This window comes from Acinetobacter sp. SA01 (genome assembly GCF_011319235.1).
In the GTDB taxonomy this organism is placed as follows: Bacteria; Pseudomonadota; Gammaproteobacteria; order Pseudomonadales; family Moraxellaceae; genus Acinetobacter.
This window is the reverse complement of the sequence record NZ_WXXM01000007.1, coordinates 1-14,247: the sequence shown is the minus strand read 5'-3', so window position 1 is coordinate 14,247 and position 14,247 is coordinate 1. Positions and strand designations below refer to the sequence as shown.

11 protein-coding genes are annotated in these 14,247 nt (G+C 43.9%); 5 read left to right on the top strand and 6 right to left on the bottom strand.

All coding sequences use genetic code 11. From position 1 onward, the window contains the following. Positions 1-68: 68 nt before the first annotated feature. Both GTU69_RS08235 and GTU69_RS08230 read left to right on the top strand, forming a co-directional pair. Positions 69-1,370 carry a solute carrier family 23 protein gene (locus GTU69_RS08235; RefSeq protein ID WP_166169686.1) on the top strand — a complete coding sequence of 434 codons (1,302 nt, stop codon included), beginning with the start codon at positions 69-71 and terminating at the stop codon, positions 1,368-1,370. A 526-nt stretch (positions 1,371-1,896) separates the two neighbouring features. Beyond that, on the top strand, positions 1,897-2,385 hold the full coding sequence (locus GTU69_RS08230) for a hypothetical protein (RefSeq protein ID WP_166169684.1): 489 nt from the start codon (positions 1,897-1,899) through the stop codon (positions 2,383-2,385). Positions 2,386-2,479: 94 nt separating this feature from the next. Here the strand turns inward: GTU69_RS08230 and GTU69_RS08225 are convergent, their stop codons facing one another. From GTU69_RS08225 to ilvD (GTU69_RS08210), 4 genes are all read right to left on the bottom strand, one after another. Continuing rightward, complete coding sequence (locus tag GTU69_RS08225; RefSeq protein WP_166169682.1) at positions 2,480-2,767, bottom strand: chorismate mutase; 288 nt, start codon at positions 2,765-2,767, stop codon at positions 2,480-2,482. Continuing rightward, positions 2,748-4,058: a hypothetical protein gene (locus tag GTU69_RS08220; RefSeq protein WP_166169680.1), complete on the bottom strand. Its 1,311-nt coding sequence runs from the start codon at positions 4,056-4,058 to the stop codon at positions 2,748-2,750. The genes GTU69_RS08225 and GTU69_RS08220 overlap by 20 nt, the downstream gene beginning before the upstream one ends. A gap of 69 nt (positions 4,059-4,127) precedes the next feature. Continuing rightward, complete coding sequence (gene ilvD / locus GTU69_RS08215; RefSeq protein WP_166169678.1) at positions 4,128-5,813, bottom strand: dihydroxy-acid dehydratase; 1,686 nt, start codon at positions 5,811-5,813, stop codon at positions 4,128-4,130. 397 nt (positions 5,814-6,210) lie between these two features. Next, on the bottom strand, positions 6,211-8,040 hold the full coding sequence (gene ilvD / locus GTU69_RS08210) for a dihydroxy-acid dehydratase (protein WP_166169676.1): 1,830 nt from the start codon (positions 8,038-8,040) through the stop codon (positions 6,211-6,213). 384 nt (positions 8,041-8,424) lie between these two features. Between ilvD (GTU69_RS08210) and fmt the strand changes: the two genes are divergently transcribed. Both fmt and rsmB read left to right on the top strand, forming a co-directional pair. Beyond that, positions 8,425-9,384: a methionyl-tRNA formyltransferase gene (gene fmt, locus GTU69_RS08205; protein ID WP_166169674.1), complete on the top strand. Its 960-nt coding sequence runs from the start codon at positions 8,425-8,427 to the stop codon at positions 9,382-9,384. Next, positions 9,384-10,691, top strand: a complete 1,308-nt coding sequence (rsmB, locus tag GTU69_RS08200; RefSeq protein ID WP_166169672.1) for a 16S rRNA (cytosine(967)-C(5))-methyltransferase RsmB — start codon at positions 9,384-9,386, stop codon at positions 10,689-10,691. Before fmt ends, rsmB begins: the two co-directional genes overlap by 1 nt. Positions 10,692-10,913: 222 nt before the next feature. Here rsmB and GTU69_RS08195 read toward each other — a convergent pair whose 3' ends face one another. Both GTU69_RS08195 and GTU69_RS08190 read right to left on the bottom strand, forming a co-directional pair. Further along, positions 10,914-11,057, bottom strand: coding sequence for a methionine/alanine import family NSS transporter small subunit (locus tag GTU69_RS08195; RefSeq protein ID WP_086197760.1), 144 nt, complete (start codon positions 11,055-11,057; stop codon positions 10,914-10,916). A 10-nt stretch (positions 11,058-11,067) separates the two neighbouring features. Next, positions 11,068-12,546: a sodium-dependent transporter gene (locus tag GTU69_RS08190; protein WP_166169670.1), complete on the bottom strand. Its 1,479-nt coding sequence runs from the start codon at positions 12,544-12,546 to the stop codon at positions 11,068-11,070. Positions 12,547-13,160: 614 nt separating this feature from the next. Between GTU69_RS08190 and GTU69_RS08185 the strand changes: the two genes are divergently transcribed. After that, the gene (locus GTU69_RS08185) at positions 13,161-13,853 is read left to right on the top strand and encodes a TIGR04219 family outer membrane beta-barrel protein (protein WP_166169668.1); all 693 of its coding nucleotides are present in this window, start codon (positions 13,161-13,163) and stop codon (positions 13,851-13,853) included. The last annotated feature ends 394 nt before the right edge of the window (positions 13,854-14,247 follow it).

The following is a 14,247-nucleotide window of genomic DNA, read 5'->3' as shown; positions in this document are numbered from 1 at the left end:
TTCAATGATTAAACCTTCCAAAAAAGAAGCGTATGATGTGCACAATTTGTTTTTAGAGTGCTCAAAAAATGTCCAATTGGTTTCCCAAATGGCGCCCGTATGAAGGCAGTATCGATGCACGTCCTGTCGGTACCAATGAATACCTTCCACCTGCACAAAGTGTAGTTTTGGGTGTACAACATGCTTTTGCCATGTTTGGGGCGACTGTACTTGCACCCTTCCTGATGGGCTTTGATCCTAATCTGGCTATTTTAATGTCAGGCATCTGTACCATCCTGTTTTTCCTGATGACCGGGGGACGTGTGCCGAGTTATCTGGGTTCCAGCTTTGCCTTTATTGGGGTGGTCATTGCAGCAACGGGTTATGCCGCATCGGGTACGGGTGCACCCAATACCAATCTGGCCCTGGCCGCTGGCGGTATTATGGCCTGCGGTATTCTGTATGCGATTTTTGGTTTTATTGTGATGGCAACCGGAACCAAATGGATTGAAAAACTCATGCCACCTGTAGTGACCGGTGCTGTGGTCATGATCATCGGCCTGAATTTGGCACCGGTGACTGTTAAAGGCGTAGCAGGGAATAACTTCAATATGTGGATGTCACTGGTCACGGTGATGTGCATGGGTTCTATTGCGGTATTTACCAAAGGCCTGCTGCAACGTCTGCTGTTATTGATCGGTTTATTATTAGCTTACTTAATTTATTATATTGTTTCCAATGTGATGGGACATGGCACACCCATTAATTTTGCTCCAATTCAACAGGCAGACTGGTTTGGTATTCCTACCTTCCACTCACCGGTATTCGACGCCAATGCCATGCTGATTATTGCGCCGATTGCCTTGATTTTAGTGGCTGAAAACTTGGGTCATATCAAAGCAGTGGGTGCCATGACCGGTGAAAACCTTGATCCACATATTGGTAAAGCCTTTGTTGCCGATGGTCTTGCAACCACTTTATCGGGTGGTGTCGGTGCTCCGGGGATGACCACTTATGGTGAAAATATTGGCGTGATGGCGGTGACTCGTGTCTATTCCACCATCATCTTTGTTTTTGCCGGTATCTTTGCAGTTTTGTTGGGACTTTCACCAAAATTTGGTGCCATTATCCATACCATTCCGACTGCTATCTTAACTGGTGCATCGATTGTGGTCTTCGGTTTAATTACCATTGCAGGGGCAAAAATCTGGATTGAAAACAAGGTTGATTTTTCTAAAAACAAAAACCTGATGGTGGCTGCGGTGACCATTATTTTAGGCACCGGTGACTTTGCCCTGCAATTTGGCAGCTTTAACCTGGGGGGTATTGGTACCGCTACCTTTGCAGCCTTAATTCTAAACTGGTTCTTTAGCCTGGGCGATAAATCATAAAGATAAATACACATTTTCAGGCAGCCGCAAGGCTGCTTTTTTTATGTTTGAGATTGAGGAAATTTGAATATGAGGAGTTAAAAAGTCACCCTGTTCCAGACTAAATCTCAAGAAAAAGCTAAGGCTTTTGCGACTGCAAAGAATAAAAATATCTACTATAAATATGACAAAATATTAATTTTTGATTAATAATTAAGCAAGTAATTGCATGTTTACATAATAAATCCATCAATTATTAATATATTATTAAGTTGATCTTAACTACATGATTTGCTAACTATCTTGTACTTATTTTCTGTCCTGATTGCGGCAAATTTAGCGCTTTTCTCGTCCTAAATTGGTTATTTATCATACTAAAACAGGTGGATTTTCAAACAAAAGCTCTTTAAAGTACGCGCTTCGTATAAATGAGCTATGTAATAACATTGCATTTATACCATTGAAAGAAAGAATATTCGGGTTTTAGTTCTGAAAAATGCTGTCTATTTTTTCTAAAAGTAATTGAAAATCAGGTAGAGATTGAAGAATGATTTATGATGGACATCATAGCAATATGATTAATGCTGCGGATCAGAATACTGCGGTAATCTCGCAAAATTTCCAGAAAAACCAGGCAGGTTCAGGCGCTAAAAATTCCAAAAATAAAGGCATTCCCTTTCTGGATGTACGTAAATTCACACAAAAGTTACATAGCATGTCGTCGGCGACCAGTACCAAAAAATGTGCACGGAGTATCCGCATTGCACTACAGTCGGCAGGTGCCCGAATTTTGAATCATCCAGTGGCAGCTGCAGATTGGGGACATACCCTCCAGGCGATTGGCTATAAAAAAATCAACCCTTCTTTTGATCATCCGCAAGAAGGCGATATCTATATTATCAACAGAACCCAGAAGCATGTTTACGGCCATATTGCTGCCTATACCGGCCGCCAATGGGTATCTGATTTCCGCCAAAACAGTCATGCGGTTTATAAGAATGATCAGGTCCGCTATACCTATTACCGTTTGGTGTAACAGATGAAATAGCGCGGTTCAGACACTTTTTCAGGTGTCTTTTTTATTGGACAGGTTGAGCTTTTATATTGAGCTTATACTACGCGCAATCAAATTATGGTCGGATTTCTCGCAATTCGCGCTGAATAAAACGCTGGATCATTTCACGATATAAATGTTCCACCAGATCAGGATCGGTTCCCAGATCTAGCGCTTGTGCACGTACTTTCTGAATGACCTGCTCGACCCGTTCCGGAGATTGTACGTCCTGTACAGTACGCTTAAAACGCGTAGCCTGATCGACATAAAACTGACGGGTGGCAATCATCTCAATGAGTGCGGTATCAATGGCATCAATCTGTGCACGGGCCTGTTCTAAAGACTCACATTTCTCTTTCTTCATCTTTGCTATCATCATTTTCACTTTTATATTGGTCTTCTAAAACATTACTAAAAATACTTTCGATCATCCAGACCCGGTACAAACTATTAAACACATAACTTTGACCATCAATGCGCAGTTCGAGCACAGGAAAATCGGGCTGAGACTTCATTTCACAGAGTATGTCATTTTCTTTTAATTTGGCAGCAATATCTTCAGTGCTCAGTTCATTGATCTCTAAATCACGCTTGATCTGGTCAAAATGCGGCCTGAATGAGAGATCTTTGCCTTTGGTCCAGACCGCCTGCAAAATGCTGTACATGGCTTCCACACGCTGCTCTTCAGGAACACTATAAAACAGTTTCGCCATCTCATAAGTTGCTTGCTGGGTAGGACGGCAAAACGGGGTAAATTTCACTTCGGTACGTTTGGACAAGCGTGTTGCCAGCCCCCAGTCAAACAGGTCCCGTCCATGATAAGATAGCGGGTAAACGTTGAGGTGAATATTATAAAAATTGGCCAGCTCTTCTTTAATATAGGCCAATAATAGCCAGGAAATTGGGTCTTCCAGAGCAATATATAAATCCAGTTCCGGATCCAGCGCCTGAATTTCATTCAGTTCTTCGGCATCACTGATCAGATGTTCACGCCATTCAATATGGTTGATCAGGAAGATGGGATTGCCAGTGAGTAATTTTTGTTGTTTCAAACGGCGGGTCAAACGCAGCAGATCATCCACTGCATGATACTTGCGTTCCCCGAATTCAAAATAGCTGACCAGCACTTCATCATCGTTAAAAATCCGTTCCGGAAAGTTTTGCGCTGGATGATGGCGGCTTGCCATAGCGTGCAAGGTACGCAATTTGCCATACTGTTTTTGCCAAAGCATGTGGAACACATCTTCGAGTAAATACAGGAAATCCTGACTGCGTAAGGGCGTATTGCGAAGGATGGTTTCTGCTTGAGCAATGGCCTCAAGCGGCGGCTGTTCGGGGGTTTCATGAAAACTAAAACGATGCTGTTTGGACAGAATTTTGGCATCGTTGAGGCAGTAACTTTGCCACTCCATTTCTGACATGTTATTGGGAGGTTCTGCCGTTCGACTGGAAATGATCACCTTTAAGGGTTTGATTTCATCACTCAAGATTTCTTCAAGTTCAGGTAACTGCTGTGCAGCCAAATAACTATAGACATCATCCAGACGCAAGTGGATGGTTAAACCCTGCTCCGTAGATAATTCCACCTGACGAGTCGGCTTTTGATAAAACCAACTCGATCGAAGTGGATCAAACCAACGGCGTAACAGTGACATGAGATCAGCCTCGAAAAAAAACCCTTGTGTGCTACAAGGGTTTATAACAATTTGTTAGGTAATGATCAATTATACATCTAAATTTAGATCGGTCACTGCCCCTTTTTCAGCACCTGTAGTCAATTTGGCAAACTTCGCCAAAGCACCATAGCGATAATTCGGCTCCGGCTTGACCCAGGCTGCTTTACGTGCCGCCAGCTCTGCATCGGAAATATGCAGTGTCATTTCACGGGTTTCGGCATTAATGGAAATTTTATCGCCATTTTTGACCAGACCAATCGGCCCGCCTTCATAGGCTTCCGGAGTGACATGACCAATCACAAAACCATGGCTACCACCAGAGAAACGACCATCTGTGAGTAGTGCGACTGATTTTCCTAAACCTTTTCCAATAATGGCTGAGGTCGGTTTCAGCATTTCCGGCATACCTGGTCCGCCTTTAGGCCCTTCGCCACGAATCACCACCACTTCACCTTCCTGCACTTCACCATCCAGAATACCGCGCATGGCACCAATTTCACCTTCAAATACACGTGCCGGTCCTTCAAAATACAACCCTTCTTTACCGGTAATTTTTGCCACGGCGCCTGTAGGCGACAAGTTGCCTTTCAATACCACCAGATGGGAGTCTTTTTTGATCGGTGCATCAAATGGCAGAATAATTTGCTGCCCTTCTGGATAATCTTCAACATCGGCCAGATTTTCCGCCAAGGTTTTACCGGTTACGGTCAAGCAAGAACCATCCAGCATGCCTGCATTCAGCATACGCTTCATTAGAGGTTGAATACCGCCAATCGCAATCAGTTCCGACATCAGGTATTTTCCTGACGGACGCACATCTGCCACCACAGGAATGTCTTTACCAATGCGCACGAAATCATCCAGGGTCAGTTCCACCCCTGCGGTATGTGCCATCGCCAGCAGATGCAGTACACCATTGGTTGAACCACCGAGAGCGATCAGCACTTTAATTGAATTTTCAAATGCCGCCTTGGTCATGATGTCACGCGGTTTAATGTCCAGACGTAGCAGGTTCATCACCGCTTCGCCCGCACGCAGACAGTCAATTTTTTTCTCTTCTGAAACTGCTTCCTGCGCTGATGAACCCGGTAAGCTCATGCCTAAAGCTTCAATTGCGGAAGCCATCGAGTTGGCAGTATACATACCACCACAAGAACCCGGACCCGGTAATGCGACTTCTTCAATCTGCTTGACCTGAATTTCGTTAATTTCGCCTTTGGCATGCTGGCCCACAGCTTCAAATACCGAAATCATGTCGGTATGGCCGGCACCCGGTTTAATGGTTCCACCATAAATAAATAGACCCGGGCGGTTTAAACGCGCCAGCCCCATGATGCAACCCGGCATATTCTTATCACAGCCACCAATCGCAATCACGCCATCATAGGCCTGACAACCAACAACGGCTTCAATGGAGTCAGCAATGATTTCACGGGAGACCAGTGAGTATTTCATCCCTTCAGTACCGTTTGAGATCCCGTCAGAAATGGTAATGGTATTGAAGATAATGCCCTTGCCATTTGCGGCATTCACCCCTCTTTCCACTTCACGCGCCAAGCCATCGATATGCATATTACATGGTGTGACATTGGCCCAGGTTGAGGCAATGCCAATAAAAGGACGGCTAAAGTCTGCATCTTTAAAACCGGTCGCACGCATCATGGAACGTGCCGGCGCATTTTCAATGCCTTCGTAAACCGGGGCAGAGTGCTCACGGATATTATCTTTACTCATTGGTTTCTTCCTTGGCGATGACTGATTTTCAGCTTCAGTCTTTGGCAAATTATTCTAAGATCATTGTATAGAAGGCATACGATATGTAAAAGTGAAACTCTGTGTATCTCATTCACCCATTTATTGTTTTTCTACCCGAATCAAATCACATGATAAAGTGACATGGATGTCGCTGTTTTCCTGTCTTGCACTGCATTTAAAAGCAGTGCTTTAAACTTGTTCAGGACGCTGCATCAGGAAAACAAAAGCGTTTTGTTACTTTTGCGCTGTCAAAAGTAAAATATCGTCTACGCAATCCTATTTCAAAATCACAAAATAAAATGCGACCGTGCTATTTTCAATAATCAATAAAAAAGCACCCGATCTGGAGTGCTTTTTATTAGTAAAAATCTAAAGCTTAGATTTCACGTACCGCGCCTTTTGCCGCACTGGTAGTATGCATAGCATACGCTTTTAGTGCTTTAGAAATTTTACGTGGACGCTCTTCCACTGGATGCCAGCCTTTCGCTTCTTGTGCTTCACGGCGAGCAGACATAGTTGCTTCATCCACAGCCAGATGGATGGTACGGTTTGGAATATCGATTTCGATTAAATCACCATCTTCAACCAGACCAATGGCACCGCCTTCCGCTGCTTCAGGAGAAACGTGACCAATCGACAAACCTGATGAACCACCCGAGAAACGGCCGTCAGTCAGCAAGGCACATTCCTTACCTAAACCTTTCGATTTCAGGTAGCTAGTTGGGTACAGCATTTCCTGCATGCCCGGACCGCCACGTGGACCTTCGTAACGAATCACCACGACATCACCGGCTTTAATTTCATTACCCAAGATCGCCTCTACAGCAGAATCCTGGCTTTCAAATACGCGGGCAGTCCCGTTGAATTTCAAAATTGAATCATCAACGCCGGCAGTTTTAACGATACAGCCATCCAGTGCGATGTTGCCGTAAAGCACAGCCAGACCACCGTCTTTCGAGAAAGCATGTTCTGCATTACGAATCACGCCATTTTCACGGTCACCGTCTAAACGTGAATAGTAACGGTCTTGTGAGAAGGCTGTTTGTGTTGGTACGCCGCCCGGTGCCGATTTAAAAAATTGGTAAACGTCTTCATCTTCAGTCCGGATGATGTCCCATTTGTCCAAAGCATCTTTCAGGGTTGCTTCGTGAACGGTACCTACAGACGTATCCAGTAAACCTGCACGATCCAGTTCACCCAAAATCGACATAATGCCGCCGGCACGGTGTACATCTTCCATATGCACATCATTTTTCGCAGGCGCGACTTTACACAGTACTGGCACTTTACGAGATAAACGGTCGATATCATCCATGGTGAAATCAACGCCCGCTTCATTTGCAGCAGCCAATAAGTGCAGTACGGTATTGGTTGAACCGCCCATGGCGATGTCCAGCGTCATGGCATTTTCATACGATGCTTTGGTCACCATTGAACGTGGTAAAACGCTGTAATCGTCCTGTTCATAGTGGCGTTTAGCCAATTCAACAATTAACGAGCCTGCACGTTCAAATAATTTTTTACGGTTGGCGTGAGTTGCTAAAGTTGAACCATTACCCGGTAAAGATAGACCCAAAGCTTCAGTTAAGCAGTTCATTGAGTTGGCAGTGAACATACCTGAACATGAACCACAGGTTGGGCAGGCAGAACGTTCGTATTCCGCCACTTCTTCATCAGTATAGTTGTCATCTGCCGCAACGATCATCGCGTCGATCAGGTCGATGGCTTTGTCGTTGCCGCGGATTTTCACTTTACCGGCTTCCATTGGACCGCCAGACACGAATACCACTGGAATGTTCAGGCGCATAGCAGCCATCAGCATCCCCGGGGTGATTTTGTCACAGTTGGAAATACACACCATGGCATCGGCACAGTGCGCACTGACCATGTATTCCACCGAGTCAGCGATCAGGTCACGTGAAGGCAGTGAATACAGCATGCCGTCATGCCCCATCGCAATACCGTCATCCACCGCTATGGTATTGAATTCTTTGGCCACACCACCTGATGCTTCAATTTGACGAGCCACGAGTTGACCTAAATCTTTCAGATGCACATGACCCGGTACAAATTGAGTGAAAGAGTTCACCACTGCAATAATCGGTTTACCGAAGTCTTCATCTTTCATCCCAGTTGCGCGCCATAAGCCACGCGCACCCGCCATGTTTCTTCCGTGTGTCGATGTTTTTGAACGATAGTCAGGCATTGTGTTATTCCAACAAAGTTTGTGCTTGAGTTGAATGAGCTCATTCACTCTGGCGAAATCTTACAGATCGAGAGCATGAAATCAGTCGAATTTCCAACCTATCATACACCAAGCCATTGTTTTTCAAGATGGCATTTTCATTTTAGTATAGGGGTAGATGGGTCTATAATTTGAACTTCGTGATTTGATGACAAAAATCTTTAACTGAAATCTACTATACCGCCATCCCCGGCCAGACAATGCAAAACTTTCATGAATAATTTTTAAATTTTGCATAAGTTTTTTTTATAAAAATAGGCTTCTTCGGTCTGTATTCAGACGCAATTTAGGTGAATAAATGCTTTTGCCTTATAATAGACATCACGTTTATTTGGAAGCTTTTGTGTGAAAATCATCTTTGCGGGTACACCAGAATTTGCCGCCACTGCATTGGCTGCACTGCTTAAAACCGAACATGACATTGTTGCGGTCTATACTCAACCGGACCGCAAAGCTGGACGAGGACAAAAACTCACGGCTTCTGCTGTAAAGCAGCTGGCTTTAGCCAATAATATTCCAGTCTACCAGCCGCTTCATTTTAAATCTTCGACTGAAGAAGGCTTAGCCGCACAGGCAGAATTAGCCGCTTTAAATGCCGACGTGATGGTGGTGGCCGCTTATGGCTTGATTCTACCTCAAGTGGTACTCGATACACCTAAATATGGCTGTCTCAATATTCATGGTTCACTGTTGCCACGCTGGCGTGGTGCAGCGCCGATTCAGCGTGCCATTGCCACAGGTGATGCTGAAACTGGCGTGACCATTATGAAAATGGCGGCGGGTCTGGACACCGGCGACATGATGTTTAAAACCATCTGTCCGATTGAAGCAAGCGACACTTCTGCAACATTGCATGACAAACTGGCTGGACAAGGTGCAAGCGCCATTGCAGCTGTTTTAGCATCGGAAGAAAAACTGCAACACTATCTAGCGACCCGTGAAGTGCAAGATGAAGCATTAACTGTCTATGCTCACAAGCTTTCCAAAGCCGAAGCGGAAATTGACTGGTCTATAGATGCCGCACAGATTGACCGCAATATTCGTGCCTTCAATCCGTGGCCAGTGGCATTTATCGTACTCGACGAGAAAAACAACTTGCGGGTGTGGAATTCCAAGTTATCTCATGCTACTGCGGAAAATGCTCAACCGGGTGAAATCATTGCCATTGATAAAGATGGCGTTCATGTTGCCTGTGCAAATAACACGGTCATCACGCTGACTGCTTTACAATGGCCGGGCGCTAAACCGCTTAACCCTGTACAAATTTTACAAACCCAAAAACTGACTATTGGACAAATTTTATAATGAAGCAATCTCCCAACGCCTCAGCCAAAAACCTTAATTTACGTGCTCAGGTGGTGAAGACGTTATTGGCTGTCCAAAATGGTCAATCGCTGCAATCTGTGCTAGCGCAGCAAATGAACATCGTATCAGACAAAGACCGTGCTTTGTTCCATGAATTGGTACTGGGTTGTTTACGTCAATGGCATGCATTGAAACAACTGACTTTACCATTACTCTCTAAACCACTGGATAATCAAGTGGTTGAAACTTGTTTGTACCTTGGTTTATACCAATTGCTGTGCACCCGCGTGGCTGCCCATGCCGCGATTTCTGAAACCGTTGAAGCGACCAAACAATTGGGAATGGAAAGTTTAAGTGGCGTGGTCAATGCGATTTTACGTCGTGCCACCCGTGAATCTGAGCAGTTCTATGACGTGCTTGAACAAGCGACGAATTTACCAAGCTGGTTGTCTAAACGTCTGAAAAAAGACTGGGGCGATCAATTTGCTGAACTCAGCTATGAGCTGAAACAGGTTGCACCCCTGACTTTACGCGTTAACACCCGTCAGGTCAGCCGTGACGAATATCTCGACATTCTTGAAGATGAAGGCATCGATGCACATCGCTGCGAAATTTCCGAAGTCGGCATTGTCATGGACGAAAGCCTGCACATTCCAAGTTTGCCGGGCTTTGAAGCTGGCGGTTTCTCGGTACAGGATGAACATGCCCAGCTGTGCGCTACTTTATTGCCGAACTTGAATGGCAAAATCGTAATTGATGCCTGCGCGGCACCAGGCGGTAAAACTGCGCACATTTTAGAGAAATATCAGCCGAAAAAACTGATTGCCCTCGACCAAGATGAAAAACGCTTAAAACGTGTTTCTGAAAACCTGGAACGTTTGGTTCTCGATGGCAAACATGTCGAAATTGTCAGCGCAGATGCCGTAACCTGGACAGCACCTGAACCAGCTGATTGCATTGTTTTAGATGCACCGTGTTCAGCGATTGGGGTGATGCGCCGTCATCCAGACATCCGTTTACTGCGTCAATCAACTGATATTGCCAAAACAGTCCAACTGCAAAAACAGATTTTGGACAACATGTGGCAGCAACTAAAAGTCGGTGGCACCTTGCTTTACATCACCTGCTCGATTTTAAAAGCAGAAAATGAACAGCAAATGATCGAGTTCTTCGCCAACCATCCAGATGCTAAAGAAATCAAAATTGAAGCCGACTGGGGCATTGAACAAATCCATGGTCGCCAATTGCTGCCACAAGTCGGCCGGGGCGATGGCTTCTTCTATTGCCGTATCCAGAAAACAGCTTAAGCCATATACTTAAAAAAGGAGGGAGCAAAAATCCTCCTTTTTTATTGAGATATGCCATGCTGCCAGGAAGATCGGTGCAAATGTGACCCAGACTTGTGATAGCACAAGGTTGGGCAACAGCATGTTCCATTCAAGACACAAGTATTCAAGAAACAAGAAAGCCATTATCATCAATGATAATGGCTTTCTTTTGCAACAGTATGAACTGAAGTATTTACGGATTTAAAGCGTATGCTGGTCTTTCACTTCTTCCAGCACCTCATCCAGTTCTTCCGGATGTTTCATCAAGTGTAGAATAGATAACACCAATCCGCCCCATAAAAACAGCATCGAGATAATCATCATGACAATTGCTGAAGTATTCATGTTTATTCTCCTAGCGATCTTTCATTCTGGCTAAAACAAACGCCACCACAGCACAGAAAATCACACAGCCCCAGCCAAACAGCCACTGCATACTGATACTATAATCACCATAGCCTTTTAATAACAAGTTATAAATGGTCATGGCCAATGTAATCAATAAAATCAATGAGGTAATGACCGTTAGGGTAAAATCCCAGCCTTTGCCTAAATGCACGGTTGAAATGGCATTAACGTGATTCCGGATCTCAAGCAAAGCTGAACGCTTAAACCAGGCAATACTGATAATTGAAATTAATGCACCACCAATAATACCGATGTTATTGATGAAATGGTCAATGATATCCACCAGTTTAATCGAATTGACACTGGAGAATAAAACGATAGAAACCAAGGCACTACCGCCACCAACAATGGTAACCGCTTTCTTACGGCCCCATTTCAGCTTGTCCATCATGGCAGAAATTGGAACTTCCAAAATACTGACCATCGATGAAATACCGGCAACAAACAATGAGGTAAAAAACAGGATACCAAATAAATCCGAACCAGCACCCAGGCTGGAAATGATTTTAGGGAAGGCAATAAAGGCCAGCCCGATACCGCCACTCACCACATCCTGTACATTGCTGTTCGAGCTATACGCCATAAAGCCCAGCGCTGAGAAAATCCCGATACCTGCTAAAATTTCAGTTGAAGCATTGGCAAAGCCCACAATCAAACCTGAACCGGTTAGATTGGTTTTCGGCTTCAGGTAAGACGCATAGGTCACCATGATCCCGAAACCGACGGATAATGAGAAGAAGGTATGGCCATACGCCGCCAGCCAAACTTTATAGTCCATCATGGCTGCCCAGTTCGGGGTAAAGAAGGCATTCAAGCCTTCCACTGCACCCGGCAAACGCAGGGATTGAATCACTAACAGGGTAAATAAAACAAACAATAAAGGCATGAAAATCTTGTTGGAAAGCTCAACGCCTTTTTTCACCCCACCATATAAAATGATTAAGGTCAGTACCCAAATTCCGGCCAGTGGCCAGAAAATATGACTGACAAAACGGGGATCAAACCCTGTTGCCTCTGAAGTCTGCAAATAGGTTTTAAAGAAGAACCCTTCCGGATCACTACCCCACATTTGACCAATCGAGAAATAAACATAACTGCCTGCCCAGGTTAAAACACTGGCATAATACAAGCCAATAATGATACAGACACTGACTTGCCACCACCCGAGGGTTTCGCCTCCCCGGAACAATTTACGGTATGCTTTCGGAGGCGAGCCACTGCTACGATGCCCGACTGCATAGTCCAGAAATAACAGCGGTAAACCCGCAGTAATTAAAGCAATCAAATAAGGGATAAGAAACGCACCACCGCCATTTTCATAGGCAACGTATGGAAAGCGCCAAATATTACCTAAACCGACCGCCGATCCGATAGCGGCAATAATAAAGCCGGATCGTGAGGTCCAGTTTTCACGAGAATCTGTCATACAACACCTAAACCTTCGGTATCTTCAGTTGCTGCTTGTTATCGGGTTTATATCGCAAGCAAAAAAGTACCATTCAAAAATAATTCTTGTGTCTGATTTAGAGTTCACCTTTTGGGTGCAGTATTCTAAATTGCAAACAGATTAGTAAGGATCAAATTTTGCTTAAAAATGTTGATCAATACCCATCCTTTATATGAACTTAACAATACTCACTTTTATAAAAATTTTCTGTAATTTATTTACCAAACATTTCATTTTTATAATCTGTTGAGTTTGAATGCTCATTTAATCGGCTTATTTTTAATCTCTCTTTATTATTGAATAATAAACTTTTGGGAATACATAAATTACATATAAAAACCTGAAGTTATCTTAAGATGCTTCAATCTACTTATTTATGGTGTTGGAATAACGATTTAAAAATTAAATGCCGCATGGCTTTTTCAACTCGTTTACTAAAGATGAAAGATAAATTTCCTGTAATTTTGAGAAACAACAACAATGCAATTTTTTATCATTCACTATATGATGCGCTGAGTTAAGTCTGTATCTGCTGCATTTAAGTCACAAAAAGATTTTCCAAAAATAACAGTTCACCTCACTTCAGGATTTTTATGCAATCATTCAAAATTCTTTGCTTAGCCCTAGGACTGGGCGCATTCAGCTCCACCCAAGCCGATGTTATTGCGGTTAAAGGCAATATTGATTACTGGTACTACAGCACCGATGTAACTCAACCGGCATCTTCGCTTACACAAGCACAAATTGAAGATGATCATGCGCTCTCATTCTCGGTTGCACTAGAACATCCGGTGCCATTTTTACCCAATGCAAAAATTAAACATAGCCATTTACAGGCTGATAGCGATCAAAGTTTTGAAGGTGTAAAAAGCCATCAAGTCGACCTCACTTATACAGATTTCATTCTCTATTATGAAGTGCTGGACAATATTGTCGATGCAGATGTCGGCTTTGGAGCTAAACGTCTAAGCGGAGATATTCTGCAAAACTATACCGACACATTAGATGTGACTAGTACGCTACCGATGCTTTATGCCAAGGCCGGGGTAAACCTGCCCTTTACCGGCTTAAGTGCTCGAGCTGAAGCCAGTTTTGCTGCACTGAATGATAAACAAATTAGCGATGCTCAAGCAGAACTCAAATATAATTTCATCGATAACCTCTTGGTCGACGTAGGTGCCAGAGTTGGGTATCGCATTTTAGACATTCAGCTAGAAGAAGGTTCAAATGCAGAAACCAAACTCAAATTTAAAGGTCCTTATCTGGGCATAGAAGCACATTTTTAAAACCGTACTTGTAGGCTTTCGCGTACATGGACTGCAGAAAATGAAGGCTAGGCATGCGGCAGCGTTCAAATTATAGTTAACCCATACCGAAACAGGATGTTTCTAAAACAACAAAAATAAAAGTACAAAACAGCAGGATGCTGAGGGTAGATCAGGAGTGATATGTTTAACCCATACGAAAAAGCCTCGACATCCTGTCGGGGCTTTTTTATGTCTGCATATATAGCATTTTTTATTCTTGGTTTTTAAATTTCATTAATTCCAGACAAAAAAAAAGCCCCCTCGTTTGAGGGGGCTTTTTAGGAATAATGAGCTGGCGATGACTTACTCTCACATGGGTAATCCCACACTACCATCAGCGCTAAGAGGTTTCACTTCTGAGTTCGGGAAGGGA